This is a genomic window from Pseudomonas oligotrophica (assembly GCF_021726475.1).
GTDB classification, from domain to species: Bacteria; Pseudomonadota; Gammaproteobacteria; order Pseudomonadales; family Pseudomonadaceae; genus Stutzerimonas; species Stutzerimonas oligotrophica.
Genome location: NZ_JAKJRU010000001.1, coordinates 1 through 23,682 on the forward strand (window position 1 = coordinate 1; position 23,682 = coordinate 23,682).

Genomic DNA, 23,682 nt, shown 5'->3' on the forward strand with positions numbered 1-23,682 from the left:
GCTCCTGGAAGGCATGGTTGGTCGCACTTCCAGAATTCCGGGTATGCCCCGGATGAACAACCTACTGAGAGATCACAGCTAGCGCCTGGCCGAGCGGCGGATCAGCAGGATCACCGGCAGCAGGCCGACCAGCACCAGCGACAGCGCCGGCAGCGCGGCGCGCGCCCACTCGCCCTCGCTGGTCATCTCGAAGATGCGCACCGCCAGGGTGTCCCAGCCGAAGGGCCGCATGATCAGCGTGGCAGGCATTTCCTTGAGCACGTCGACGAACACCAGCAGCGCCGCGCTCAGCGTGCCGGGCAGCAGCAGCGGCAGGTAGACGCGCAGGAACAGCGCCGCCCCGCCGACGCCGAGGCTGCGCGCGGCCTGCGGCAGCGACGGCCGGATCCGCGCCAGGCTGCTTTCCAGCGGGCCGAAGGCCACCGCCATGAAGCGGATCAGGTAGGCCACCAGCAGCGCGGCGAGGCTGCCCAGCAGGAGCGGCTTGCCGGCCCCGCCGAATGCCTGCGACACCGGCACCACCAGGTGCCGGTCCAGGTAGCTGAAGGCCAGCATGATCGCCACCGCCAGCACCGAGCCGGGCAGCGCATAGCCGAGGTTCGCCAGACTCACCGCCGCACCGACCGAGCGCACCGGTGCCTGGCGCCTGGCGAAGGCCAGCAGCAGGGCGACGCCGACGGTGATCGCCGCGGCCAGCGCGCCGAGGTAGAGCGTATGCATGATCAGCGCCGCGTAGCGCTCGTCGAGGTCGAAGCGCCCGCGCTGCCAGAACCAAACCAAAAGCTGCAGCACCGGCACGACGAAGGCACAGAGGAATACCAGGCCGCACCAGGCGCTGGCGGCAAAGGCCTTCCAGCCCGCCAGCGGGTACAGCGGCGCGCTGCGTGCCCGCTCGCTGGCCGGCCGTGCGGCGCCGCGGGCGCGCCGCTCGCCGTAGAGCACCAGCATCACCGCCAGCAGCAGCAGGCTGGCCAGCTGGGTGGCGCTGGTCAGGCTGAAGAAGCCGTACCAGGTCTTGTAGATCGCGGTGGTGAAGGTATCGAAGTTGAATACCGAGACCGCGCCGAAGTCGGCCAGGGTCTCCATCAGCGCCAGCGCCAGCCCGGCGCCGATCGCCGGCCGCGCCATCGGCAGGGCGACGCGCCAGAACGCCTGCAGCGGTGTCTGGCCGAGCACCCGCGCCGCCTCCATCAGCCCCTTGCCCTGGGCCATGAACGCCGAGCGCGCCAGCAGGTAGACATAGGGGTAGAACACCAGCACCAGCACCACGATCACGCCGCCGGTCGAGCGCACCCGCGGGAAGCGGAAGCCGCTGCCGAACCATTCGCGGGCCAGGCTCTGCACCGGCCCGGCGAAGTCCAGCAGGCCGATGAAGACGAACGCCAGCACATAGGCCGGAATGGCGAACGGCAGCATCAGCGCCCAGTCCAGCCAGCGCCGGCCGGGAAACTCGCACAACGCCGTCAGCCAGGCGAGGCTGACGCCCAGCAGGGTCACGCCGACCGAGACGCCGAGCACCAGCGTCAGGGTATTGCCCAGCAGCCGGGGCATCTGCGTTTTCCACAGGTGCGACCAGATCTCGCCGTCGATCTCGTGCCAGCTCAGCAGCAGCACGCTCAGCGGCAGCAGCACCAGGGCCGCGACGGAGAAGGCGATGGGATACCAGCGGTGCTCGACGGGATGGGACACTCGGGCCTCGACAGCGCAACAAATGACGACGCCCCCACGAGGGGGGCGTCGAGTATAACGGCTTGCGGCGCGATTCCTGCGAACGCGGCCGCTCAAGCCCTGCGGCGGCTGCCGATCAGTTCCAGCCGGCGCGATCCATCAGCTTGATCGCCTCGGCCTGGCGCTTGCCAGCCACTTCCACCGGGATGGTGTCGGCCTTGAACTCGCCCCAGCCGGCGACCTCGGCGGACGGCTTCACCGTCGGGTTGGCCGGGTATTCCATGTTGATGTCGGCGAAGATGCTCTGCGCCTGCGGGCCGGTCATCCACTCGACCAGCTTGCGCGCGGCCTCGGGGTTGGGCGCATGCTTGGTCAGGCCGATGCCGGAGAGGTTGACGTGGACGCCGCGGTCCTTCTGGTTCGGCCAGAACAGCTTGGCCTTGAGCTGCGGGTTGCTCTGGTGCAGACGGCCGTAGTAGTAGGTGTTGACGATGCCGACGTCGCACTGCCCGGCGTCGACCGCCTGGACCAGCGCGGTGTCGTCGGCGAACACGTCGGTCGCCAGGTTGTCGACCCAGCCACGAATGATCGCTTCGGTCTTCTCGGCACCGTGGGTCTCGATCATGGTCGCGGTCAGCGACTGGTTGTAGACCTTCTTGCTGGTGCGCAGGCACAGGCGGCCTTCCCAGTTCTTGTCGGCCAGCGCCTCGTAGGTGCTCAGCTCGCCGTCCTTGACCCGCTCGGGCGAGTAGACGATGGTCCGCGCGCGCAGCGACAGGCCGGTCCAGGCATCGCTGGAGGAGCGGTACTGGGCCGGAATGTTCTGCTTGACGACCTCGGAGTTCATCGGCTGCAGGATGCCCATCTGCTCGGCCTGCCAGAGGTTGCCACCGTCGACGGTGAGCAGCAGGTCGGCCGGCGTGTTCTCGCCTTCGGCCTTGATCCGCGCCATCAGCGGCGCTTCCTTGTCGGTGATGAACTTGACCGCGACGCCGGTCTCCTTGGTGTAGGCGTCGAACACCGGCTTGATCAGCTCGTCGATGCGCGACGAGTACACGACCACTTCGTTGGCAGCCTGGACGGCACCGGACAGAGCGGTGAGCGCCAGTGCGGCGAGAAAACCTTTGCTTGCCTGCATGAAAAGTGCCTCTTGCGGAACGTCATGTGAGAGCCAAATAGTAGTGAATGCTATTTAGCTTCTCAATGCGACCAAGGGCAGCAGCCTGTCGCAGCGTGTTTCAGGCCCTGGCCAGTTCCGGCAGGTCGCCGCTCAGGCCGAGCGCCTGGCGAACGAACAGCGCCTTGAGCTCCGGCAGCGCCTCGACGCCCTTGAGCCCGCTGTTGCGCAGCCAGCGCAGCGCCGGCGGGTCGGCCTGGAACAGGCGCTCGAAGCCCTCCATCGCCGCCATCATCGCCAGGTTGTGCGGCATGCGCCGGCGCTCGAAGCGCGACAGCAGCCGCAGATCGCCGACCCGCTCGCCGCGCGCCAGCCCCGCGAGCAGCACCTCGGCCAGGGTCGCGGCATCGAGCAGGCCGAGGTTGACGCCCTGCCCGGCCAGCGGATGGATGGTGTGCGCAGCATCGCCCACCAGCGCCAGGCCCGGCTGCACGTAGCGCTTGGCATGGCGCTGGCGCAACGGGATGCAAAGCCGCGGGTCGACCTCGAGGATCTCGCCCAGGCGGTATTCGAAGGCCCGCCCCAGAGCGGCGCGAAAGGTCGCATCGTCGAGTGTCATGAGGCGCTTGGCCTCGGCCTCGGTGCAGGACCAGACGATGGAGCACCAGTGCAGGTCCTCGCCGCGCTGCAGCGGCAGGAAGGCCAGCGGGCCGTCGTCGGTGAAGCGCTGCCAGGCCGTGCGCGCGTGGGGCTCGGCGCAGCGCACGCTGGTGACGATGGCCTGGTGCAGATAATCCCATTCGCGGGTCTGGCAGCCGGCCAGCCGGCGCACTGCCGAATGGGCGCCGTCGGCCGCCACCACCAGCTCGCTGCGGATCGCCCGGCCATCGGCCAGCTCGAGCTGCCAGCCGTCGCCGTCGCGAGTCAGGGCCTGCAGCGGCGCACCGCCGAGCAGCTCGACGGCGTCGCCGGCACGCAGGGCATCGACCAGCGCGTCCTGCACCACGCGGTTCTCGACGATGTGGCCGAGCGCCTCGGCATGGACCGCCGCCGCGGAGAAATGGATCTGCCCGGTGCCCGAGCCATCCCAGACGTGCATGTCGGTGTAGCGGCAGGCGCGCCGACCGAGGATGCCCGGCCAGGCGCCGACTCGCCCGAGGATGCGCTGGCTGGCTGCCGACAGCGCGCTGACCCGCGGCTCGAAGGGCGCATCGGGATTCAATGGGGCAACCGCGAGCGTGCCGGCATCCACCACGCAGATGTCCAGCCCACTGCGCTCCAGCGCGAGCGCCAGGGTGCTGCCCACCATGCCGGCACCGACGATGACCAGATCCGCTTGCATCTGCTTCTCCATGCCGGCGCCCCGGGAGGCCCGGCTCAAGGTTGTGATTTCAGCGCTGCGACGGGCGCGACCGCACGCCCAGCCCCATCGCCTGGCGGGCGAACCAGTGCTTGGCCGGCGGCAGCAGGTCCAGGCCGAGCAGGCCCAGCCCACGCCCGAGCGCCATGAACGATCCGGCATCGCCGAACAGCCGGGTCACCTGGTCGGAAAAGCCCACGGTGAGCGCCTGGTCGCGCTGCTGACCGCTGGCGTAGCGGCGCAGCACCGCCGGATCGCCGAGCGGTGCTGCGCTGCCCAGCAGCGCCGCGGCCAACGCATCGACATCGCGCAGCGACAGGTTGTAGCCCTGCCCGGCGATCGGATGCAGGCTGTGCGCGGCATTGCCGAGCACCACCAGCCCGGCACGCACCTGCTCCTCGGCCTCGACCAGCGCCAGCGGGTATAGATGCCGGGCGCCGACCTGGCGGAAGCCGCCGAGGCGGTGGCCGAAGGCCTGCTGCAACTCGTCGAGGAACTGCGCCTCGTCCATCGCCACCAGCCGCTCGGCATCGGCGTGGTCGCGGGTCCAGACCAGCGCGCAGCGATTCTCGGCCAGCGGCAGCAGCGCCATCGGCCCGTCCGCGGTGAAGCGTTCGAAGGCCTGGCCATCATGCGCGCGCCCGGGGGTGACGTTGGCGATCAGGGCGGTCTGCCCGTAGGGCCGCCGGCGCACGTGGATGCCCAGTTGCTCGCGCAAGGCCGAGCGGCCGCCATCGGCGAGCACGCTGAGCGCACAGTCCAGCGCCGAGCCGTCGGTCAGGCTGAGCCGGTAGCCGGCTTCGCCGCAATGCATCGCCTGCACCTCGGCCGGGCAGCGGCGCACCACCACCCGCTCATCCAGCGCCTGCCACAGGCAGCGGCCGATCCAGGCGTTCTCCACCACGTAGCCGAGCGCCGGCACGCCCTCGTCGCACGCCGCCAGCCGCGTCGCCGCCAGCCGGCCGCGTTCGGAGACATGGATGCGCAGGATCGGCTCGGCACGCTCGGCAATCGCCTCCCAGATGCCAAGCCGTTCGTAGATCAGCCGGGTGCCGTAGGACAACGCCGTGGAGCGGGCATCGTAGCTGGGCTGGTATTCGTCGCCCGGGGCGAAGGGCTCGATCAGCTGGATCGTCCAGCCGCGCTCGCGGGCACCGTCCTGCAGGGCCAGCGCCAGGCTGGCGCCGACCAGGCCGCCGCCGATGATCGCCAGTTCGCCCAACTCAGGCGCTCCCCTGCCGCGCTTCGGCCATCAGCGCCTCGATCTCCTCGACGCGCTTGGGCACGCCACCGGTCAGGATCTGGCAGCCGCTGCGGGTCACCACCACGTCGTCCTCGATGCGCACGCCGATGCCGCGCCATTTCTTCGCCACCTGCTGGTTGTCGGCAGCGATATAGATGCCCGGCTCGACGGTCATGCACATGCCCGGCTCGAGCACGCGCCACTGGCCGCCGACCTTGTAGTCGCCGACGTCATGCACATCCAGCCCCAGCCAGTGGCCGGCGCGGTGCATGTAGAACGGCTTGTAGGCCTCGCTGGCGATCAGCTCGTCGAGCTCGCCTTCGAGCAGGCCGAGCTCGACCAGCCCGGCAGTGATCACCCGCACCGTGGCCTCGTGCGCCTCGTTCCAGTGCCGGCCCGGCGCGATGTGCCTGAAGGCTTCCTCGTTGGCCGCCAGGACCAGCTCGTAGATGGCCTTCTGCTCGGCCGAGAAGCGGCCGCTGACCGGGAAGGTGCGGGTGATGTCGCTGGCGTAGCAGTCGATCTCGCAACCGGCGTCGATCAGCACCAGGTCGCCGTCCTTGAGCGGCTGGTCGTTCTCGCGATAGTGCAGGATGCAGGCGTTGCGACCGCTGGCGACGATCGAGCCGTAGGCCGGCATCTTCGCCCCGCCCTTGCGGAACTCGTAGTCCAGCTCGGCTTCGAGGTGGTATTCGAACAGGCCCGGCCGGGCGGCCTGCATCGCCCGCACGTGCGCCCGCGCGGAAATCTCGGCGGCGGCCTGCATCACCTTCACCTCGGCCGCCGACTTGTACAGCCGCAGGTCATGCAGCAGGTGGTCGAGGGCGACGAACTCGCTGGGCGGCTGTGCACCCTGGCGCGCCTTGGAGCGGATGCTCTTGATCCACTCCATCAGCCGGTGGTCGAAGGCTTCGTTGCTGCCGATGGCGTAGTAGACGCGCTCGCGCCCCTCGATCAGGCCGGGCAGGATGTCGTCGATGTCACCGATGGGAAAGGCATCGTCCGCACCGTAGTCGCGCACGGCCCCTTCCTGGCCGGCGCGCAGGCCGTCCCACAGCTCGCGCTCGGGATCGCGCTCGCGGCAGAACAGCACGTACTCGCCATGCTCGCGGCCGGGAATCAGCGCGATCACCGCCTCCGGTTCGGGAAAGCCCGAGAGATACTGGAAGTCGCTGTCCTGGCGGTAGACGTGCTCGACGTCCCGGTTGCGGATGTACATCGGCGCGGCCGGCAGGATGGCGATGCTGTCGGGGCCCATCTGCTCCATCAGCGCCTTGCGCCGGCGGGCGAATTCCGACTTCGGGATGCGGGTCATCGGCAGCTCTCAGTGCAGGGAAGGTTTGGCCGCAGGCGGCAGCGGCTTGGCGCATTCGGTGAACAGCAGCAGCGGCGCGACGCGCAGGTACTCCATCACCTCCATGTAGTCGCTCTCGCCATCCTCGGATTCTTCCAGCGAATCCTGGATCTGCGCGATCGCGGCAAGATCCTGCAGCACCTCGCGCGCCTCCTCGCTCAGGGCCCGGTCGCCGGCGGTCAGGCCGAAGCCGGTGAGAAAGCCCTGGCACCACTGGCCGAGGGCGACGGCGCGCTCGCTGAGGCTGGCTTCGTCGTTGGGCAGCAGCAGGACGAGGGTGATGTCCTCGCCGGCGAGTTCGCCCTTGACCATCTCCTGCAGGCCGATCAGCGCCTGGCGCACCGCGCCCTCGGGCATCTCGCCGAGCAGGTCGGCGGCATCGGTGAGCCAGGCATCGGCATCGAAGCTGGCGCCGGCGCAGCTGCGGCCGAGCAGCAGGCCATGCAGCTCGGCGGGGGAAACGGACTGCGGAGCGCTCTGCAGCAGGGTGGCGAAGGCGGCGTATGGGGAAGCTTGAGTGGACATGGCAGCTAGGCGCACCAGGGCGCAAATGACTAGAATGAAGGCTTCGTATCCTAGCATCGGCGATTGCGGCAAGACCATCGAAGCCCGGCAGCCCTGCCCTCCGCCCCCAGTAGGAATCCCATGGAAGACGCCGATCTGCGACTGCTGACCGCCAAGCTGGAACAGCTGATCCAGCGCATCGAGCAACTCAAGGCCCAGAATCGCCTGCTGCTGGCGAACGAGCGGGCCTGGCGCGAGGAGCGCGCTCATCTGATCGAAAAGAACGAAATGGCCCGGTTGAAGGTCGAATCGATGATTTCGCGCCTGAAAGCCCTGGAGCAGGACTCATGACCCAGCCGAACACCGTTACCGTGCACATCATGGACAAGGAATACTGCATCGCCTGTCCGCCCGAGGAGCGCAGCAATCTGGAAGGCGCGGCGCGCTATCTGGACCGCAAGATGCGCGACATCCGCAGCAGCGGCAAGGTGATCGGCGCCGACCGGGTGGCAGTGATGGCCGCGCTGAACATCACCCACGAACTGCTGCACCGCAACGATCAGCTCGACGCCGAGGCCAGCAGTGCGCGCGAGCATGTGCGCATGCTGCTCGAGCGCGTCGACAGCGCACTGGCCACCGAGCCCAACCCGTCCGGCAACTGATCGACGCGCGATGCCCGCCGCCCTTTCCTGCATGGCCGTGACGGCGGCCCGGCGCCCGCCTGCCCGGCCTGGCGAGCATCGGCCCGGCAACGCGACTCCCGATGAAACGGGAACAGTCGCCGATGCATTGAGGTATAATCCGCGCAACTCCCTGGCATGTGCGCCAGTCGGCGATGACCCTCTCCCGATAAGCAAAACCATGGAGGCTACAAGTGGAACCGGTGTGCATGTCCGCCTGACGGAAAGCCTGAAGGTTCTCTGTAGTCGCCACCTTGAACTCTCGGGTTCAAGGGCCTACGCCGGCAGCGGCATGCTGGGGAGCCACTCCTGATGATTCGTGCCGAAGGCCTGTCCCGTGCGGCCCTGCGTCGCGAACTGCGCCAGGCCAGGCGCAACCTCTCTGCCACCGAGCAACGCCTTGCCGCACGACGGCTCTACCGCCAGCTCGCCCAGCACCCGCTGTTCCGCCGCGCCCGGCATATCGCGCTGTACCTGCCCAACGACGGCGAGATCGACCCCCGCCACCTGCTGCAGGCCGCCCAGCGACGCGGCAAGGCCACCTACCTGCCGGTGCTCGATGCCTGGCCGAGCACGCGCATGGTGTTCCAGCGCGTGTACCCGGGCGAGACGCTCAGGCCGAACCGCTTCGGCATTCCCGAGCCGGCCCGCAGCCGTACACGGTTGCGCCGGCCCTGGGCGCTGGACCTGCTGCTGATGCCACTGGTGGGATTCGACGAGACGGGCGGTCGCCTGGGGATGGGCGGCGGCTTCTATGACCGCAGCCTGGCGTATCGGAGCAGGCGCAAAAATTGTCGCAAACCGACCCTTCTGGGCCTGGCACATGAATGCCAGAAGGTCGATCGCTTACCGTTGGAAAGCTGGGATGTGGCCCTGGACGGGACGGTGACGGATCGCGGCTGGTACCGCCAGCGTGGTGCGGGACACCGGCCGCTGGCGGGGCCGGCTTAGCGCGAGGCGCCCGGTGCCTGCAGGATCGGCGCGGCGGTCGGCTCGCCCTGGCGCTCCCAGAGGCTTTGCGTATAGCCCGTGGTAACCACCCCGAGGCCGAAAATAAGTACGAGAACCCAGAGAATGTCCGGCTTGCGCTTCATGATGGATCGCCTCCCCCTGCCAGGCGAATCGAAAAGGTCGAAACGGTTTTTCTGATTTTTGGTTTCGACGTGGCCTACCCAACGGCGCGGCATTTTCCGCCAAGCTTCGGCGCTGCGCAAATGGCAGTTGAAGCCGATTGTCGGAGCCGCGACCGAGCTAACAAAAACTGCACGGAGCAAAGTCCATGCCTTTCTGGCTGATGAAATCCGAACCCGACGAATTCTCCATCGCCGACCTGCAGCAACGCGGCAGCGGGCGCTGGGATGGCGTGCGCAACTACCAGGCGCGCAACTACCTGCGCCAGATGGCCGAGGGCGACCTGTTCCTCTTCTATCACTCGAGCTGCGCCACCCCGGGTGTCGCCGGCATCGGCCGCATCAGCCGCAGCGCCTACCCCGACCCCAGCGCCCTGCAGCCGGACAGCGCCTATTTCGATGGCAAAGCCAGCGCAACAGGCAATCCCTGGAGCGCGGTGGACGTGGAATTCGTCGAACGCTTCGAGCACGTGCTGGCACTGCCGGCGCTCAAAGCCGACCCGCGCCTGGCCGACCTCGCGCTGGTGAAGAAGGGCAGCCGCCTTTCGGTGATGCCGGTCGAGCCGGAGCAGTGGCAGGCGATCCTCAGCCTGCGCTGAGCCGGCCCCTCACTGGATGATCAGGTTGTTGAACAGCAGGTCATCGACCAGCGGCTTGCCTTCTTCCTGCATCAGCACGTCCTGCACCTGCTTGAGTGCCTCCTGGCGCAGCTTCTCCTTGGCCTCGACGCTGCCCAGGCTGGCATCGGTCTGCTGGGAGAACAGCATCACCAACTGGTTGCGGATCAGCGGCTCGTGGTGCTTGACCCGCTCCTCGGCCTCCTTGCCGGTGATGCGCAGGGCCACATCGGCCTTGTAGTACTTCAGGCGTTCGCCGCTGCCGTAGTTGCCGACCATCGCCGGCACCAGCGCGTAGTAGACAACCTGGGATGCAGCCTCCCCGGCTGCCGGCTCCTCGGCGACGGCCGGCAATGCCAGCCCGAGGGCGATGACGAGGGCGATGATGGACTTCACGACGCAGCTCCCGAACAAGAGGCCGCCAGCATAACCACTCGAGCGCCGCGGCCCAAGCCTGCCCACGGCTTATGCCGCGCCATTACGGGCAGCCATGCTCGTTGCCGCTGCCGGCCCGCCCTCTAGACTCAAGCGTCACGCCATCGGCACGAACCCAAGGAACACAGCATGAAAGCCGTCCTCTGCAAGGCCTTCGGCCCGCCGGAAAACCTGGTGATCGAGGAGATCGCGAGCCCGACCATCAAGCCCAACGAGATCCTCCTCGAGGTCCATGCGGCGAGCGTCAACTTCCCCGATACCCTGATCATAGAGGGCAAGTACCAGTTCAAGCCGCCCCTGCCCTTCGCCCCGGGCGGCGAGGCCGCCGGGGTGGTCGCCTCGGTTGGCGAGAAGGTGACGCACCTCAAGCCAGGCGACCGGGTCATGGGCCTGACCGGCTGGGGCAGCTTCGCCGAGCAGGTGGCAGTGCCGGCCTACAATGCCCTGCCGATCCCCGACAGCATGGACTTCGACAGCGCCGCCGCCTTCAGCATGACCTACGGCACCTCGATGCACGCGCTCAGGCAGCGCGCCAACCTGCAGCCGGGCGAGACGCTGCTGGTGCTCGGGGCCTCCGGGGGCGTGGGCCTGGCGACCGTGGAGATCGGCAAGGCGATGGGTGCCCGGGTGATCGCCGCGGCGTCCACCGCGGAAAAGCTCGAGGTCGCCCGCCAGGCCGGCGCCGACGAGCTGATCAACTACAGCGAGGGCAGCCTGCGCGAGCGCATCAAGGAACTGACCGGCGGCCAGGGCGTCGACGTGATCTACGACCCGGTTGGCGGCGCGCTGTTCGAGGAGGCCTTTCGCAGCATCGCCTGGAACGGCCGGATGCTGGTGATCGGTTTCGCCGCCGGCGAGATCCCCTCGCTGCCGGCCAACCTGCCGCTGCTCAAGGGCGCCGCGCTGGTCGGCGTGTTCTGGGGTGCCTTCGCCCAGCGCCAACCGCACGACAACGCGGCGAACTTCCGCCAGCTGTTCGAATGGTTCGCCGAAGGCCGGCTCAAGCCGGTGATCTCGCAGCGCTATCCGCTCGAGCAGACGGCTCAGGCCATCGCCGCGCTGGGCCAGCGCAAGGCGATCGGCAAGCTGGTGGTGAAGGTACGCTAAGGAAACGACAAGGCCCTGCAAGGTAGATGTCACCTTGCAGGGCCTGTCGGGCCGAGGCAGCGCAGGCCGAGCCGCCTGCCTCTGGCGCGTTGCGGCTGCGCGCTTAGTGCTGGGCCTGGCCGGCCTGCTGCATGCGTGCCATTTCCTGGGCGTAGAGCGCGTCGAAGTTCACCGGCGCCAGCATCAGCGCGGGAAAGGAACCGCGGGTCACCAGGTTGTCCAGCGCCTCGCGGGCGTAGGGGAACAGGATGTTCGGGCAGAAGGCGCCGAGCGTGTGGCTCATGGCGTCGGCGTCCAGGCCCTTGATCAGGAAGATGCCGGCCTGCTGCACCTCGGCGATGAAGGCGACTTCCTCGCCGGTCTTCACGGTGACCGACAGGGTCAGCACCACCTCGTAGAAATCGCTTTCCAGCGGCTTCTGCTTGGTGTTGAGATCCAGCGAGACAGCGGGATTCCATTCCTGGCGGAAGATTTCCGGGCTCTTCGGCGCTTCGAAGGACAGGTCGCGCACGTAGATGCGCTGCAGGGAGAACTGCGCACCCTGCTGCTCGTTCGCGGCGGCGCCGCTGTTGGCTTGTTCGGTCATTTCATGAGCCTTCTGTTGTGCGTGTCGTTATGGAGGGGGTCAGGCCTGCAGCAGGGGATCCAGTCGCCCGGCGCGTTCCAGCGCGTAGAGGTCGTCGCAGCCGCCGACATGGCGCTCGCCGATCCAGATCTGCGGCACGGAGGTGCGCCCGGCTTTTTGGGTCATCTCGGCGCGCAATGCGGGCTCGCCGTCGACGGCGATCTCTTCGTAGGCGACGCCCTTGCTGTCCAGCAGCGCCTTGGCGCGCACGCAGTAGGGACACCAGGCGGTGGTATAGATGACGACCTTGGGCATGTTCACTTGACCACTGGCAGATTGTCGCCGCGCCAGGCCGAGATCCCTCCGGACAGTTTGGCGGCGCTGAAGCCTGCCTTCTGCAGATCCCGGCAGGCGGCTCCGGCGTGCTGGCCCATGGCGTCGACCACGATCAGGGTCTTGTCCCGGTGCTTTTCCAGCTCGCCCACTCGGCTGACCAGCTTGTCGTGGGGAATGTTCAATGCGTCGACGATGTGGCCGCCGGCGAACTCCTTCTTCGGACGCACGTCCAACACCACGCCCTGACCACCGTTGACCAGCGCCGTCAGCTCGCGGGTCGTCAGGCTCTTGCCGCCCTTGCGGGCCTCGGTGACGACCAGCAGCGCCAGCAGCACGACGAACAGGCTGCTCAGCACATAGTGGTTAGAGACGAATTCAATCAGGTTAGCGAGCATCAACAGGTACCCAGGCGATAAAATGCGCGCCAGTATACACAGCGCCTCCGGACGGCTGAACCCTGATCAATCGTGACCTGCAATGGCCCAGACAGTAGACTGGCCGCCCTTTTTCGCCCCCGTGCAAGGAGCCCCGACGCAAATGCCTTCCGCACCCAAACCCCTGGTATTGGTCATTCTCGATGGCTTCGGACACAGCGACAGCCCCGAATACAATGCCATCCATGCCGCCAGCACCCCGGTCTACGATCGCCTGCTGGCCACCCGGCCGCACGGCCTGATCTCCGGCAGCGGCATGGATGTGGGCCTGCCGGACGGGCAGATGGGCAACTCCGAGGTGGGCCACATGAACCTCGGCGCCGGCCGGGTGGTGTACCAGGACTTCACCCGCGTCACCAAGGCGATCCGCGACGGCGAGTTCTTCGACAACCCGGCGATCTGCGAGGCCGTGGACCAGGCCGTGGGCGCCGGCAAGGCGGTGCACATCCTCGGCCTGCTGTCCGACGGCGGCGTACACAGCCACCAGGACCACCTGGTGGCGATGGCCGAGCTGGCCGCCAGGCGTGGCGCCGAGAAGATCTACCTGCACGCCTTCCTCGACGGCCGCGACACCCCGCCCAAGAGCGCGCAGAGCTCCATCGAACTGCTCCAGGCCACCTTCACCCGCCTGGGCAAGGGCCGCATCGCCAGCCTGATCGGCCGCTACTACGCGATGGACCGCGACAACCGCTGGGAGCGCGTCGAGCAGGCCTACAACCTGATCGTCGACGCCCAGGCCGATTACCATGCCGACTACGCGGTGGACGGCCTGATCGCCGCCTACGAGCGTGGCGAGAGCGACGAGTTCGTCAAGGCCACCACTGTCGGCGAGCCGGTGCAGGTCGAGGATGGCGACGCCGTGGTGTTCATGAACTTCCGCGCCGACCGCGCCCGAGAGCTGACCCGCAGCTTCGTCGAACCGGGCTTCAGCGAGTTTCAGCGCGCCCGCGCGCCGCAACTGGCAGGCTTCGTCATGCTCACCCAGTACGCGGCGAGCATCCCGGCGCCCGCCGCCTTCGCCCCGCAAGCGCTGACCAACGTGCTCGGCGAGTACCTGGCCAAGCACGGCAAGACCCAGCTGCGCATCGCCGAGACCGAGAAGTACGCGCACGTGACCTTCTTCTTCTCCGGCGGCCGCGAGGAGCCGTTCGCAGGCGAGGAGCGCATCCTGATCCCGTCGCCCAAGGTCGCCACCTACGACCTGCAGCCGGAAATGAGCGCACCGGAGGTAACCGACCGCATCGTCGAGGCCATTCTCGAGCAGCGCTACGACGTCATCGTCGTCAACTACGCCAACGGCGACATGGTCGGCCACACCGGCGTGTTCGAAGCCGCGGTGAAGGCCGTCGAGACCCTCGACGGCTGCATGGGCCGCCTGGTCGAGGCGCTGGACAAGGTTGGCGGCGAGGCCCTGATCACCGCCGACCATGGCAATGTCGAGCAGATGGAAGACGCCATGACCGGCCAGGCGCATACCGCGCACACCTGCGAACCGGTGCCCTTCATCTACGTCGGCAAGCGCCCGGCGAGCATCCGCGAAGGCGGCGTGCTGGCCGACGTGGCACCGACCATGCTGACCCTGCTGGGCATGCCGGTACCGCCAGAAATGACCGGCCGCAGCATCGTCGAACTCAAGGCCTGACAGCGCGGCTCCGGGGCGCCGCCGGCGAGCCTGCTGCCGGCCGGCGGCCTGGAGCTTCCGCCGGTGTTTTTAGGCATACTAGGCCGTCCAGCCCTCCCGGTACGCCCGCATGCTTCGCGCCCTTTTCGCACTGGTACTGATCTGCCTGGCCGGCCCGCTCGCGGCCGACGAGCGCACGGCCACCCAACAGCAGATCGAAGCCGCCCGCAAGGACATCGCCGAACTGCAGAAACTGCTCAAGGCCATCGAGCAGGAGAAATCCGGCCTGCAGAAACAGCTCAAGAGCACCGAGAGCGAGATGGGCGAGCTGGAGCGGCAGGTCGATACGCTGCAGCAGGAGATCGACCGCGGCGAGGCCGAGCTGCAGAAGCTCGACGACGAGAAGACCACCCTCGAAGGCGCGCGCATCGAACAGCAGCGCCTGATCGGCATCCAGGCCCGCGCGGCCTACCAGAACGGTCGCCAGGAATACCTCAAGCTGCTGCTCAACCAGCAGAACCCGGAGAAATTCAGCCGCACCCTCACCTACTACGACTACCTGAGCAAGGCACGCCTGGAGCAGGTCGCCCAGTTCAACGAGACCCTGCGCCAGCTGGCCAATGTCGAGGCCGACATCGCCGCCGAACAGGCCGCCCTCGGCGAGCGCCGCGACGGCCTGGCGCAGCGCCGCGAACAGCTGGCCGAGGTGCGCAAGGAGCGCCAGCAGGCGCTGGCCAGGCTCGACAAGGACATCGCCAGCCGCGAGCAGAAGCTGCAATCGCGACGCGAGGACCAGGCCCAGCTCGAGCGCGTGCTCAAGACCATCGAGCAGACCCTGGCGCGCCAGGCCCGCGAGGCCGAGCAGGCCCGTCAGCGCGCACTGGCGGCAGCCCGCGAGCAGCAACGACGCGGCAACGGCGCCGCCCCCGCCGGCCAACTGGTCTCCGGTGGCGGCGCCAGCTTCGGCGGACCGTTCGCCCAGGCCAAGGGCAAGCTGCCCTGGCCGGTGGATGGCCGTCTCGTCGCCCGCTACGGCACTCCGCGCGGCGGCGACGCTCGAACCAAGTGGGACGGCGTACTGATCGGCGCCCCGGCCGGCAGCCAGGTACGCGCCGTGCACGGCGGCCGCGTGGTGTTCGCCGACTGGCTGCGCGGTGCCGGCCTGCTGGTGATCCTCGACCACGGCAACGGCTACCTGAGCCTGTATGGCCACAACCAGAGCCTGCTGCGGGATGCCGGCGACATCGTCAAGGCCGGCGACCCGATCGCCACGGTCGGCACCAGCGGCGGTCAGGAGACGGCCGCACTTTATTTCGCCATTCGCCAGCAAGGTCGCCCCAGCGACCCGGCGCAATGGTGCCGCGCGCAAGGTTAGCGCCCCTGAAGACTGGAGTTTGACATGCTGCACCTGCGCCGTTTCGCACGTCCTTCCATGCTTGCCCTGGCCGTGATGCTGGGCACGACCGGTCTCGCCTGGGCGCAGCAGCCGCCGGTCGAAACCGCGGCCGAGCAGGCCCCGACCGAGAAGGCGCCGCTGCCGCTCGACGAGCTGCGCACCTTCGCCGAGGTGCTCGATCGCATCAAGGCCTCCTACGTCGAGCCGGTGGACGACAAGACCCTGCTGGAAAACGCCATCAAGGGCATGCTCAGCAACCTCGACCCGCACTCGGCGTACCTCGAGCCAGAGGCCTTCGCCGAACTGCAGGAAAGCACCAGCGGCGAATTCGGCGGCCTGGGCATCGAGGTCGGCGTCGAGGACGGCTTCGTCAAGGTGGTCTCGCCGATCGACGATACCCCGGCCTCGCGCGCCGGCATCGAGGCCGGCGACCTGATCGTGAAGATCGACGGCAAGCCCACCAAGGGCATGTCGATCATGGACGCCGTGGCGCAGATGCGCGGCAAGCCGGGCAGCGACATCACCCTGACCCTGGTCCGCGAGGGCGGCAAGCCGCACGACGTGAAGCTCACCCGCGCGGTGATCAAGGTCAAGAGCGTCAAGAGCCAGCTGCTCGAAGCCGGCTATGGCTACCTGCGCGTGACCCAGTTCCAGGTCAACAGCGGCGAGGAAGTCGGCAAGGCGCTGGCGCGGCTGAAGAAGGAGAACGGCGGCAAGAAGCTCAGCGGCCTGGTGCTCGACCTGCGCAACAACCCCGGCGGCGTGCTGCAGGCGGCGGTGGAGGTCTCCGACCACTTCCTCACCAAGGGCCTGATCGTCTATACCAAGGGCCGCATCGCCAACTCCGAGCTGCGCTTCAACGCTGATCCGGCCGATGCCAGCGAAGGCGTGCCGCTGGTGGTATTGATCAACGGCGGCAGCGCCTCGGCCTCGGAAATCGTCGCCGGCGCCCTGCAGGACCACAAGCGCGCCGTGCTGATGGGCACCGACAGCTTCGGCAAGGGCTCGGTACAGACCGTGCTGCCGCTGAACAACGACCGCGCGCTGAAACTCACCACCGCGCTGTACTACACGCCCAGCGGGCGCTCGATCCAGGCCCAGGGCATCGTCCCGGACATCGAGGTGACGCGCGCCAAGCTGACCCGCGAGCAGGCCGGCGAAAGCCTGCGCGAGGCCGACCTGGCCGGCCACCTGGGCAACGGCAACGGCGGCGCGGATCGCCCCAGCAGCAGCTTCGCCGGCAACGGTACGCCGCGCCCGCAGGACGAGGACTACCAGCTCGGCCAGGCGCTCAACCTGCTCAAGGGGCTGAACCTCACCCGCGGGCAATAGGGTGCGCCGTGGCCGCGCCGCGCTCGGCCTGGCGCTGCTGTTCGCCGCAGCGCAGTGCCTGGCGCAGGGGGCGGCAGAACGGCCGAAACTGGCGCTGGTGATCGACGACCTCGGGCAGAGTCCGGCGCGCGACCGCCGTGTCCTTGCCCTGCCCGGCCCGGTGGCGCTGGCGATCCTGCCCGACGGCCGCCACGCTGCCCGCCTGGCCGAGCAGGCCCATCGCGCCGGCAAGACCGTGCTGCTGCACCTGCCCATGGCCCCGGCCGCCGGTCGCTTCGCCTGGCAGCCGGGGCTGTCCGACAGCGAGCTGCAGCAGCGACTGGATGCCGCGCTGGAAGCGGTGCCGCATGCCAGCGGCGTGAACAACCACATGGGCAGCCGCATGACCGAGCAGCCGCAGGCCATGACCCGGCTGATGCGCGAGCTGCAGGGGCGCCGGCTGTTCTTTCTCGACAGCCGCACCAGCCCGCGCACCGTCGCCGCAGCCAGCGCCCAGCACGAGCAGCTGGCGAGCCTGTCACGCGACATCTTTCTCGATGACGACCCGGCCCCCGCAGCCGTGGCCGAGCGCTTCCGGGCAGCGCTCGAGCTTGCCCGCCGGCAGGGCTCGGCGGTCGTCATCGGCCATCCCTACGACAGCACCCTCGCCCTGCTCGAGCGCGAGCTACCGCGACTGGCCGCGCGCGGTATCGAGTGGATCGACCTCGGGCCGATGATCGCCAGCCGCGGCAACCGCGCGATGGCCGCCCATGGCGCGCATGGCGTCTATCGCTAGGGCTGCGCAAATCCGCGGATTCCAGCGTGCCATCATCCCGCACGCCGTATAACCTAGCCCTGGCATCGGCCGAGACGGCCAAACGCAATTGCGGAGCAGGGAAAGGCATGGATATTCAGTGGTGGTACTGGGTCATCGCGGGCGCCGCGCTGATCCTCATGGAACTGGTGGTGCCCTCGTTCTTCATCTTCTGGTTCGGCATCGGCGCACTGCTGGTCGCGCTCGCGCTGTGGCTGCTGCCCGGGCTGTCGCTGGCCGCACAGGTCATCCTCTGGAGCGGCGCCTCGCTGGTGATGGTCGCGCTCTGGTTCAAGGTGTTCGCCGGATCTCGGCTGAAGACCCAGGCGGGTACCGCGCAGGGCGAGGTCATCGGCGAGGTCGGCCTGCTGGTCAGCGCGGTCGCGCCCTTCCAGCCCGGCAGGGTGCGCTTCCAGAAGCCGATCCTGGGCAGCGACCAGTGGAGCTGCATGGCCGACGAAGCGATTGCCGCCGGCGAACGGGTGCGCATCCTCGCCTTCGAAGGCAACAGCGTCAAAGTCGCCCGCGCCTGAGCCTGACGCGGCATACGGAACACTCAACCCAACAAGGAAGCTGTCTCATGACTCCCGGTCTGGTCATCGCGGTCGTTATCGCGGCCATCATCCTCATCACCATCGCCCAGGGCGTGCGCCTGGTCCCGCAGGGCGACGAATGGATCGTCGAACGCCTCGGCCGCTACCAGCGCACGCTGATCCCCGGCCTCAACATCCTGATCCCCTACATGGACAACGTCGCCTACAAGCTGGTGACCAAGGACCAGATCCTCGACATCGAGCAGCAGGAGGTGATCACCAAGGACAACGCGGTGATCCTGACCAACGCGCTGTGCTTCGTGAAGGTCACCGACCCGGTGAAGGCGGTCTATGGGGTGACCGACTACAAGTCGGCGATCGCCAACCTGACCAAGACCACCCTGCGCCAGATCATCGGCGAGATGGAGCTGGACGAGGCGCTGTCCTCGCGCGACATCATCAAGGCCAAGCTGCGCGACAGCATGGCCGAGCAGGCCGGCGACTGGGGGCTGACGGTCAAGGGCATCGAGATCCAGGACATCTCGCCGTCCGAATCCATGCAGCGCGCGATGGAGATGCAGGCGGCCGCCGAGCGCGAGCGCAAGGCCACCGTGACCCGGGCCGAAGGTGCCAAGCAGGCGGCGATCCTCGAGGCCGAGGCGCGCCTGGAGTCGGCCAAGCGCGATGCCGCGGCGCAGGTCGAGCTGGCCACCGCCTCGGCCACCGCGATCAGGCTGGTCGCCGAGAGCATCGGCAGCGACAACGGGCCGATGATGTACCTGCTCGGCGAGAAGTACGTCGCTTCGCTGGAGAACCTCGCCGGCAGCGGCAATGCCAAGATGGTGGTGCTGCCGGCCGATCTGCAGGCGACGCTGGGCGGGCTGCTCGGCAAGGCCAAGCTGTAGCACCGGGGCGCCTGCACGGCGCCCCTCGGTCGTTATTGCAGGTAACGCGCGTTGATCGCCTCGACCACGCCTTCGGCGCGCATTGCATCCAGCGCGGCCTGCAGCTGCTGCACGGTTTCGTCGGCGACGCTGGGGTTGAGCGCCAGGTAGAGCTCGGCACTGTCGAAGCGCAGCACGCGCTTGAGTCCGGTCACCCCGGCCTGACGGGCGAGGAAGCGCCCGGCCGGGTCGCCGGTGGCCCAGAGGTCGATCTGCCCTTCCATCAGCTTCTTCACGTTCTCCTGGTCACGCAGCGCCAGCTGCGGTTGCAGGCCGCGGCCCTGCAGGTGCTCGGCGATGGCATCGCCCTTGTAGGCGCCGATGCGGTACTGGCGCGCCTGCTCGAGGCTGCCGACGCTGATCGGGCTGTCGCCGCGCGCCAGCAACACCCAGTCGTCCGGCCCGATCGGCCCGACCCACTTGAACAGCGCCTCGCGCTCGGGCAGCCGCGCGGTGACGAAGATACCGTAGCCGGGGTTGTCCAGCGTCATCTTGTAGATGCGCTCCCAGGGAAAGCGCAGGGTCAGGGTGTAGTCGACGCCGGCGCGCTGGAACATCTCGCGCACGATATCGGCGGCGATGCCCTTGATGTGTTCGTCGCGTGCGAAGTTCTTGCCGTCGTCGGCCATGTTGTACGGCGGGAAGTTCTCGGTGAGCAGGTCGATGCGCTCGGCCGGCTCGGCATGCGCCAGGCTGCAGCCGAGCAGGGTCGCGGCAAGTACAGCGGTCAGGGTCTTGAACATCGTGGGTCGTCCTTCTGGTGGCGTCCGCGCTCCAGCGGACGGTTCCTCTCGGTCACTCCTGCTTCCGGCGCGGGCCCGATGCCCGCGCCGGCTCAGCGCATCACGATGCCGCGCGCGGCCAGGTAGGCCTTGGCTTCCGGGATGGTGTACTCGCCGAAGTGGAAGATGCTCGCCGCCAGCACCGCGTCGGCCTTGCCCTCGAGGATGCCGTCGGCCAGGTGCTGCAGGTTGCCGACGCCACCGGAGGCGATCACCGGGATGCACAGCGCCTCGCTGATGGCGCGGGTGACGCCCAGGTCGTAGCCGCTCTTCACACCGTCCTGGTCCATGCTGGTGAGCAGGATCTCGCCGGCGCCGAGGGCTTCCATCTTCTTCGCCCATTCAACCGCGTCCAGCCCGGTGGGCTTGCGCCCGCCGTGGGTGAAGATTTCCCAGCGACCCGGTTCGCCCGGTGCGGAGACCTTCTTGGCGTCGATGGCGACCACGATGCACTGTGAACCAAAACGGTCCGCGGCCTCGCCGACGAAGTCCGGGTTGAACACCGCGGCGGTGTTGATCGAGACCTTGTCGGCTCCCGCATTGAGCAGGTTGCGGATGTCCTGCACGGTCCTCACCCCACCGCCCACGGTCAGCGGGATGAACACCTGGCTGGCCATGCGCTCGACGGTATGCAGGGTGGTATCGCGGTTGTCGACGCTGGCGGTGATGTCGAGGAAGGTGATCTCGTCGGCGCCCTGTTCGTCGTAGCGCCGGGCGATCTCCACCGGGTCACCGGCGTCGCGGATGTTCTCGAACTGGACGCCCTTGACCACGCGGCCGTTGTCCACGTCGAGGCAGGGAATGATGCGTTTGGCCAGGGCCATGGTCGATCTCTCTCGTAGGGTGGACAACCGCGCAGCGTTGTCCACCGGGTCACCGAATGCACGGTGGACAAGCGAAGCGTTGTCCACCCTACGGCTTACTCGTCCTTCTGTGTGCAGGCTGGATCGCGCTTCACCGATCCACCGCAGTTCAGCAAATCACTCGTCCTTGTACTTCAGGTCGCAGAGCGCCTGCGCCTCGGCGACGTCGAGCGTGCCTTCGTAGATCGCCCGGCCGGTGATGGCACCGATGATGCCCGGGGTGTTGGTGTCGAGCAGCTTCTGGATGTCGCCGATGTTGTGGATGCCGCCGGAAGCGATTACCGGGATGCGGCTGGCATTGGCCAGCGCCACGGTCGCCTCGACGTTGCAGCCCTGCATCATGCCGTCCTTGGCGATGTCGGTGTAGACGATCGCCGAGACGCCATCGGCCTCGAAGCGGCGGGCCAGATCGACGGCCTGCACGCTGGAGACTTCGGCCCAGCCATCGGTGGCGACGAAGCCGTCCTTCGCATCCAGGCCGACGATGACCTTGCCCGGGAAGGCGCGGCAGGCCTCGGTGACGAACTCCGGCTCTTTGACCGCCTTGGTGCCGATGATTACGTAGCTGACGCCGGCGCGCACGTAGTGCTCGATGGTTTCCAGGGTGCGGATGCCGCCGCCGATCTGGATCGGCAGATCCGGGTAACGCCTGGCAATGGCGGTGACCACCTCGCCGTTGACCGGCTGGCCTTCGAAGGCGCCGTTGAGGTCGACCAGGTGCAGGCGGCGGCAGCCGGCCTGGACCCACTTGGCAGCCATGGCCACCGGGTCGTCGGAGAACACCGTGGCGTCGTCCATCAGGCCCTGGCGCAGACGCACGCAGGCGCCGTCCTTGAGATCGATTGCGGGGATGATCAGCATGTGTAAGGTCCTCTGACCCAGCTCACTGCAAGGCAGTGCACCCAGGCGAATTCAGCGTAGGGTGGAAAACCGCGCAGCGTTTTCCACCGTGGGAGTTGTTACCAGCGCCCATCCCAGGCGGCGAAGTTCTGCAGCAGCTGCAGGCCGTGGGTATGGCTCTTTTCCGGGTGAAACTGCACGGCGAAGCGCGAGCCTTCGGCCAGCGCGGCGGCGAAGTCCTTGCCGTAGTGGCCGCGACCGACCACCTGGCGCGGGTTGCCGGCCTCGATGTAGTAGCTGTGCACGAAGTAGAAGCGGCCGTTGTCCGGGATCGCGTGCCAGAGCGGGTGGTCGACTGCCTGCTTGACCTCGTTCCAGCCCATGTGCGGCACCTTCAGGTGCTCGCCGTCCTCGTGCAGATCCTTGCCAAAGAAGCGCACCTGGCCGGGGAACAGGCCGATGCAGTCGACGCCGTCGTTCTCCTCGCTGCGCTCCATCAGTGCCTGCATGCCGACGCAGATGCCGAGGAACGGGCGATCCTGGCTGACCTCGCGCACCAGTTCGTCGAAGCCCAGCCGGCGGATCTCGGCCATGCAGTCGCGAATCGCGCCGACGCCGGGAAACACCACGCGGTCGGCCTCACGGATGACCTGCGCATCGCTGGTGATCAGCACGCGGCCGGCGCCGACGTGTTCCAGCGCCTTGGCCACCGAATGCAGGTTGCCCATGCCGTAGTCGATGACGGCGACGGTCTGCATTACAGGCACCCCTTGGTCGACGGCATCTGCCCGGCCATGCGCGGATCGAGCTCGATGGCCATGCGCAGCGCGCGGCCGAAGGCCTTGAACACCGTCTCGATCTGGTGGTGGGTGTTGGTGCCGCGCAGGTTGTCGATGTGCAGGGTCACCAGGGCGTGGTTGACGAAGCCCTGGAAGAATTCCTGGAACAGGTCGACGTCGAACCTGCCGACCACCGCGCGGGTGTAGGGCACGTTCATGGTCAGCCCCGGGCGCCCGGAGAAATCGACCACCACGCGCGACAGCGCCTCGTCCAGCGGCACGTAGGAATGCCCGTAGCGGGTCATGCCCTTCTTGTCGCCGACCGCCTTGGCGAAGGCCTGCCCGAGGGTGATGCCGACGTCCTCGACGGTGTGGTGGTCGTCGATGTGCAGGTCGCCGTTGCATTCGATGTCGAGGTCGATCAGCCCGTGACGGGCGATCTGGTCGAGCATGTGCTCGAGGAAGGGCACACCGATGGCGAAGCGCGCCTTGCCGGTGCCATCCAGATTGATGGTGACCTTGACCTGGGTTTCCAGGGTGTTGCGCTCTACGCAAGCCGTACGTTCGGACATCAACAGCTCCGCTGATCGTGGGGCGAAAAGGGCAGCATTATAGGCGCAAACCCCGCGCGGAGGGTATCGGCGCGCCCCCCTTCGGCCGCCTCCCGCCCGTGCGCGCGGCCCCCGGCGAGCGTTATGCTCTCGGTCTTTTCCGCCAGAGCCAAGGCCATGCCCGTCTACGTCGAATCCATCCGCACGCCAAGCCCGCAGGACAGCCAGGATCTGGCGAAGATCTATGCCGATGCGCCGCAGTGGCTGCTCGAGCCCTATGGCGACGCGCAGCAGCTGATCGCCGCCGGCCTGGCCCAGGGCACGCTGATCGCCGGCCGCTTCAACGACCGCCTGCTGGGCGCCGCGCTGCTGACCCGCGGCGACAGCGCCTGGCACCTCTCGCACCTGTGCGTGCGGCGCATCACCCGCCGCCGCGGCGTCGGCCGGCGCCTGCTCGACGAAGCGCGGCGCCTGGCGGGCGAAGCCGGTGCCGAGCTGCGCCTGCGCGCCCCGCAGGGCCACCTGGAAGCCAACGCGCTGGCGGCGCGCATGCACCTGCCGCTGGATCCGCCGGCGCCGCGCTGAACCCGCCCGGAACCCGGCGCCCCCGCACAACTCCAACCCCAGCCACCGCGGCCGGCCATGGCTCGGAGCTATACTCCGGCCTCGTTTCCATCCAGCTTCCGACACAAGGATTC

28 protein-coding genes and 1 other RNA gene are annotated in these 23,682 nt (G+C 68.1%); 13 read left to right on the forward strand and 16 right to left on the reverse strand.

What is annotated here, in order from left to right; all coding sequences use genetic code 11:
• Positions 1–78: 78 nt before the first annotated feature.
• The 6 genes from L3N39_RS00005 to L3N39_RS00030 form a co-directional block, all read right to left on the reverse strand.
• On the reverse strand, positions 79–1,689 hold the full coding sequence (locus tag L3N39_RS00005; RefSeq protein ID WP_237255173.1) for an ABC transporter permease: 1,611 nt from the start codon (positions 1,687–1,689) through the stop codon (positions 79–81).
• Between the two features lie 115 nt (positions 1,690–1,804).
• Entirely contained in the window at positions 1,805–2,806 is a 1,002-nt protein-coding gene (locus L3N39_RS00010) for an extracellular solute-binding protein (protein WP_237255174.1), read from the reverse strand.
• Positions 2,807–2,906: 100 nt separating this feature from the next.
• Positions 2,907–4,127 carry a 2-octaprenyl-3-methyl-6-methoxy-1,4-benzoquinol hydroxylase gene (locus L3N39_RS00015; RefSeq protein ID WP_237255175.1) on the reverse strand — a complete coding sequence of 407 codons (1,221 nt, stop codon included), beginning with the start codon at positions 4,125–4,127 and terminating at the stop codon, positions 2,907–2,909.
• A 49-nt stretch (positions 4,128–4,176) separates the two neighbouring features.
• Entirely contained in the window at positions 4,177–5,367 is a 1,191-nt protein-coding gene (gene ubiH, locus L3N39_RS00020) for a 2-octaprenyl-6-methoxyphenyl hydroxylase (protein WP_237255176.1), read from the reverse strand.
• 1 nt (position 5,368) lies between these two features.
• Complete coding sequence (pepP, locus tag L3N39_RS00025) at positions 5,369–6,703, reverse strand: Xaa-Pro aminopeptidase (protein WP_237255177.1); 1,335 nt, start codon at positions 6,701–6,703, stop codon at positions 5,369–5,371.
• A 9-nt stretch (positions 6,704–6,712) separates the two neighbouring features.
• Complete coding sequence (locus L3N39_RS00030) at positions 6,713–7,267, reverse strand: YecA/YgfB family protein (protein WP_237255178.1); 555 nt, start codon at positions 7,265–7,267, stop codon at positions 6,713–6,715.
• 120 nt (positions 7,268–7,387) lie between these two features.
• Between L3N39_RS00030 and L3N39_RS00035 the strand changes: the two genes are divergently transcribed.
• The 4 genes from L3N39_RS00035 to L3N39_RS00050 all read left to right on the forward strand — a co-directional run bounded on the left by L3N39_RS00035 (position 7,388) and on the right by L3N39_RS00050 (position 8,877).
• A complete protein-coding gene (locus L3N39_RS00035) occupies positions 7,388–7,597 on the forward strand; it encodes a TIGR02449 family protein (RefSeq protein ID WP_237255179.1) in 210 nt (69 codons plus the stop codon).
• Positions 7,594–7,908, forward strand: a complete 315-nt coding sequence (locus L3N39_RS00040) for a cell division protein ZapA (protein ID WP_237255180.1) — start codon at positions 7,594–7,596, stop codon at positions 7,906–7,908. Before L3N39_RS00035 ends, L3N39_RS00040 begins: the two co-directional genes overlap by 4 nt.
• A gap of 145 nt (positions 7,909–8,053) precedes the next feature.
• A non-coding RNA gene (gene ssrS / locus L3N39_RS00045) (6S RNA) lies at positions 8,054–8,232 on the forward strand.
• Between the two features lie 6 nt (positions 8,233–8,238).
• A complete protein-coding gene (locus tag L3N39_RS00050; protein ID WP_237255181.1) occupies positions 8,239–8,877 on the forward strand; it encodes a 5-formyltetrahydrofolate cyclo-ligase in 639 nt (212 codons plus the stop codon).
• Here L3N39_RS00050 and L3N39_RS00055 read toward each other — a convergent pair.
• Positions 8,874–9,020 carry a hypothetical protein gene (locus L3N39_RS00055; protein WP_237255182.1) on the reverse strand — a complete coding sequence of 49 codons (147 nt, stop codon included), beginning with the start codon at positions 9,018–9,020 and terminating at the stop codon, positions 8,874–8,876. The two genes, L3N39_RS00050 and L3N39_RS00055, sit on opposite strands and share 4 nt — an antisense overlap.
• Positions 9,021–9,205: 185 nt before the next feature.
• On the opposite strand from L3N39_RS00055, the gene L3N39_RS00060 reads away from it, so the two are divergent.
• Positions 9,206–9,655, forward strand: a complete 450-nt coding sequence (locus L3N39_RS00060) for an EVE domain-containing protein (protein ID WP_237255183.1) — start codon at positions 9,206–9,208, stop codon at positions 9,653–9,655.
• A 9-nt stretch (positions 9,656–9,664) separates the two neighbouring features.
• On the opposite strand, the gene L3N39_RS00065 is transcribed toward L3N39_RS00060, so the two are convergent.
• Positions 9,665–10,069: a flagellar basal body-associated protein FliL gene (locus L3N39_RS00065; RefSeq protein WP_237255184.1), complete on the reverse strand. Its 405-nt coding sequence runs from the start codon at positions 10,067–10,069 to the stop codon at positions 9,665–9,667.
• 168 nt (positions 10,070–10,237) lie between these two features.
• On the opposite strand from L3N39_RS00065, the gene L3N39_RS00070 reads away from it, so the two are divergent.
• Positions 10,238–11,215: an NADPH:quinone oxidoreductase family protein gene (locus tag L3N39_RS00070; RefSeq protein WP_237255185.1), complete on the forward strand. Its 978-nt coding sequence runs from the start codon at positions 10,238–10,240 to the stop codon at positions 11,213–11,215.
• Between the two features lie 103 nt (positions 11,216–11,318).
• On the opposite strand, the gene secB is transcribed toward L3N39_RS00070, so the two are convergent.
• The 3 genes from secB to L3N39_RS00085 are packed head-to-tail and all read right to left on the reverse strand — an operon-like array spanning position 11,319 to position 12,511.
• Positions 11,319–11,801, reverse strand: a complete 483-nt coding sequence (secB, locus tag L3N39_RS00075; protein WP_237255186.1) for a protein-export chaperone SecB — start codon at positions 11,799–11,801, stop codon at positions 11,319–11,321.
• 39 nt (positions 11,802–11,840) lie between these two features.
• On the reverse strand, positions 11,841–12,095 hold the full coding sequence (gene grxC / locus L3N39_RS00080; RefSeq protein WP_237255187.1) for a glutaredoxin 3: 255 nt from the start codon (positions 12,093–12,095) through the stop codon (positions 11,841–11,843).
• Between the two features lie 2 nt (positions 12,096–12,097).
• On the reverse strand, positions 12,098–12,511 hold the full coding sequence (locus L3N39_RS00085; RefSeq protein WP_237255188.1) for a rhodanese-like domain-containing protein: 414 nt from the start codon (positions 12,509–12,511) through the stop codon (positions 12,098–12,100).
• Positions 12,512–12,653: 142 nt separating this feature from the next.
• Between L3N39_RS00085 and gpmI the strand changes: the two genes are divergently transcribed.
• The 6 genes from gpmI to L3N39_RS00115 all read left to right on the forward strand — a co-directional run bounded on the left by gpmI (position 12,654) and on the right by L3N39_RS00115 (position 19,130).
• Positions 12,654–14,192, forward strand: a complete 1,539-nt coding sequence (gene gpmI / locus L3N39_RS00090) for a 2,3-bisphosphoglycerate-independent phosphoglycerate mutase (RefSeq protein ID WP_237255189.1) — start codon at positions 12,654–12,656, stop codon at positions 14,190–14,192.
• Positions 14,193–14,301: 109 nt separating this feature from the next.
• Positions 14,302–15,546 carry a murein hydrolase activator EnvC family protein gene (locus L3N39_RS00095; RefSeq protein ID WP_237255190.1) on the forward strand — a complete coding sequence of 415 codons (1,245 nt, stop codon included), beginning with the start codon at positions 14,302–14,304 and terminating at the stop codon, positions 15,544–15,546.
• 24 nt (positions 15,547–15,570) lie between these two features.
• Complete coding sequence (locus tag L3N39_RS00100; protein WP_237255191.1) at positions 15,571–16,899, forward strand: S41 family peptidase; 1,329 nt, start codon at positions 15,571–15,573, stop codon at positions 16,897–16,899.
• 1 nt (position 16,900) lies between these two features.
• Positions 16,901–17,674, forward strand: a complete 774-nt coding sequence (locus L3N39_RS00105) for a divergent polysaccharide deacetylase family protein (protein ID WP_431977986.1) — start codon at positions 16,901–16,903, stop codon at positions 17,672–17,674.
• A gap of 107 nt (positions 17,675–17,781) precedes the next feature.
• The gene (locus L3N39_RS00110; protein WP_237255192.1) at positions 17,782–18,225 is read left to right on the forward strand and encodes an NfeD family protein; all 444 of its coding nucleotides are present in this window, start codon (positions 17,782–17,784) and stop codon (positions 18,223–18,225) included.
• 47 nt (positions 18,226–18,272) lie between these two features.
• A complete protein-coding gene (locus L3N39_RS00115; protein ID WP_237255193.1) occupies positions 18,273–19,130 on the forward strand; it encodes an SPFH domain-containing protein in 858 nt (285 codons plus the stop codon).
• Between the two features lie 32 nt (positions 19,131–19,162).
• On the opposite strand, the gene L3N39_RS00120 is transcribed toward L3N39_RS00115, so the two are convergent.
• From L3N39_RS00120 to hisB, 5 genes are all read right to left on the reverse strand, one after another.
• Positions 19,163–19,912, reverse strand: coding sequence for a substrate-binding periplasmic protein (locus L3N39_RS00120; protein WP_237255194.1), 750 nt, complete (start codon positions 19,910–19,912; stop codon positions 19,163–19,165).
• Between the two features lie 92 nt (positions 19,913–20,004).
• Positions 20,005–20,775, reverse strand: coding sequence for an imidazole glycerol phosphate synthase subunit HisF (gene hisF, locus L3N39_RS00125; protein ID WP_008569309.1), 771 nt, complete (start codon positions 20,773–20,775; stop codon positions 20,005–20,007).
• Between the two features lie 156 nt (positions 20,776–20,931).
• Complete coding sequence (gene hisA / locus L3N39_RS00130) at positions 20,932–21,675, reverse strand: 1-(5-phosphoribosyl)-5-[(5-phosphoribosylamino)methylideneamino]imidazole-4-carboxamide isomerase (RefSeq protein WP_237255195.1); 744 nt, start codon at positions 21,673–21,675, stop codon at positions 20,932–20,934.
• Between the two features lie 98 nt (positions 21,676–21,773).
• Positions 21,774–22,412 carry an imidazole glycerol phosphate synthase subunit HisH gene (gene hisH, locus L3N39_RS00135; protein ID WP_237255196.1) on the reverse strand — a complete coding sequence of 213 codons (639 nt, stop codon included), beginning with the start codon at positions 22,410–22,412 and terminating at the stop codon, positions 21,774–21,776.
• Positions 22,412–23,005 carry an imidazoleglycerol-phosphate dehydratase HisB gene (gene hisB, locus L3N39_RS00140; RefSeq protein ID WP_237255197.1) on the reverse strand — a complete coding sequence of 198 codons (594 nt, stop codon included), beginning with the start codon at positions 23,003–23,005 and terminating at the stop codon, positions 22,412–22,414. Before hisB ends, hisH begins: the two co-directional genes overlap by 1 nt.
• A gap of 156 nt (positions 23,006–23,161) precedes the next feature.
• Between hisB and L3N39_RS00145 the strand changes: the two genes are divergently transcribed.
• Complete coding sequence (locus L3N39_RS00145) at positions 23,162–23,569, forward strand: acetyl-CoA sensor PanZ family protein (RefSeq protein ID WP_237255198.1); 408 nt, start codon at positions 23,162–23,164, stop codon at positions 23,567–23,569.
• Positions 23,570–23,682: the final 113 nt, after the last annotated feature.

Excerpts from the sequence above, each read along its gene's own strand:
- hisA (WP_237255195.1), bottom strand. The coding sequence starts at position 21,675 with ATGCTGATCATCCCCGCAATCGATCTCAAGGACGGCGCCTGCGTGCGT.
- L3N39_RS00010 (WP_237255174.1), bottom strand. The coding sequence starts at position 2,806 with ATGCAGGCAAGCAAAGGTTTTCTCGCCGCACTGGCGCTCACCGCTCTG.
- L3N39_RS00035 (WP_237255179.1), top strand. The coding sequence starts at position 7,388 with ATGGAAGACGCCGATCTGCGACTGCTGACCGCCAAGCTGGAACAGCTG.
- hisF (WP_008569309.1), bottom strand. The coding sequence starts at position 20,775 with ATGGCCCTGGCCAAACGCATCATTCCCTGCCTCGACGTGGACAACGGC.
- L3N39_RS00015 (WP_237255175.1), bottom strand. The coding sequence starts at position 4,127 with ATGCAAGCGGATCTGGTCATCGTCGGTGCCGGCATGGTGGGCAGCACC.
- hisB (WP_237255197.1), bottom strand. The coding sequence starts at position 23,005 with ATGTCCGAACGTACGGCTTGCGTAGAGCGCAACACCCTGGAAACCCAG.
- L3N39_RS00055 (WP_237255182.1), bottom strand. The coding sequence starts at position 9,020 with ATGAAGCGCAAGCCGGACATTCTCTGGGTTCTCGTACTTATTTTCGGC.
- L3N39_RS00095 (WP_237255190.1), top strand. The coding sequence starts at position 14,302 with ATGCTTCGCGCCCTTTTCGCACTGGTACTGATCTGCCTGGCCGGCCCG.
- L3N39_RS00040 (WP_237255180.1), top strand. The coding sequence starts at position 7,594 with ATGACCCAGCCGAACACCGTTACCGTGCACATCATGGACAAGGAATAC.
- pepP (WP_237255177.1), bottom strand. The coding sequence starts at position 6,703 with ATGACCCGCATCCCGAAGTCGGAATTCGCCCGCCGGCGCAAGGCGCTG.
- L3N39_RS00050 (WP_237255181.1), top strand. The coding sequence starts at position 8,239 with ATGATTCGTGCCGAAGGCCTGTCCCGTGCGGCCCTGCGTCGCGAACTG.
- gpmI (WP_237255189.1), top strand. The coding sequence starts at position 12,654 with ATGCCTTCCGCACCCAAACCCCTGGTATTGGTCATTCTCGATGGCTTC.
- L3N39_RS00070 (WP_237255185.1), top strand. The coding sequence starts at position 10,238 with ATGAAAGCCGTCCTCTGCAAGGCCTTCGGCCCGCCGGAAAACCTGGTG.
- L3N39_RS00115 (WP_237255193.1), top strand. The coding sequence starts at position 18,273 with ATGACTCCCGGTCTGGTCATCGCGGTCGTTATCGCGGCCATCATCCTC.
- L3N39_RS00060 (WP_237255183.1), top strand. The coding sequence starts at position 9,206 with ATGCCTTTCTGGCTGATGAAATCCGAACCCGACGAATTCTCCATCGCC.
- hisH (WP_237255196.1), bottom strand. The coding sequence starts at position 22,412 with ATGCAGACCGTCGCCGTCATCGACTACGGCATGGGCAACCTGCATTCG.
- secB (WP_237255186.1), bottom strand. The coding sequence starts at position 11,801 with ATGACCGAACAAGCCAACAGCGGCGCCGCCGCGAACGAGCAGCAGGGT.
- L3N39_RS00085 (WP_237255188.1), bottom strand. The coding sequence starts at position 12,511 with ATGCTCGCTAACCTGATTGAATTCGTCTCTAACCACTATGTGCTGAGC.
- L3N39_RS00145 (WP_237255198.1), top strand. The coding sequence starts at position 23,162 with ATGCCCGTCTACGTCGAATCCATCCGCACGCCAAGCCCGCAGGACAGC.
- grxC (WP_237255187.1), bottom strand. The coding sequence starts at position 12,095 with ATGCCCAAGGTCGTCATCTATACCACCGCCTGGTGTCCCTACTGCGTG.
- L3N39_RS00110 (WP_237255192.1), top strand. The coding sequence starts at position 17,782 with ATGGATATTCAGTGGTGGTACTGGGTCATCGCGGGCGCCGCGCTGATC.
- L3N39_RS00120 (WP_237255194.1), bottom strand. The coding sequence starts at position 19,912 with ATGTTCAAGACCCTGACCGCTGTACTTGCCGCGACCCTGCTCGGCTGC.
- L3N39_RS00030 (WP_237255178.1), bottom strand. The coding sequence starts at position 7,267 with ATGTCCACTCAAGCTTCCCCATACGCCGCCTTCGCCACCCTGCTGCAG.
- L3N39_RS00100 (WP_237255191.1), top strand. The coding sequence starts at position 15,571 with ATGCTGCACCTGCGCCGTTTCGCACGTCCTTCCATGCTTGCCCTGGCC.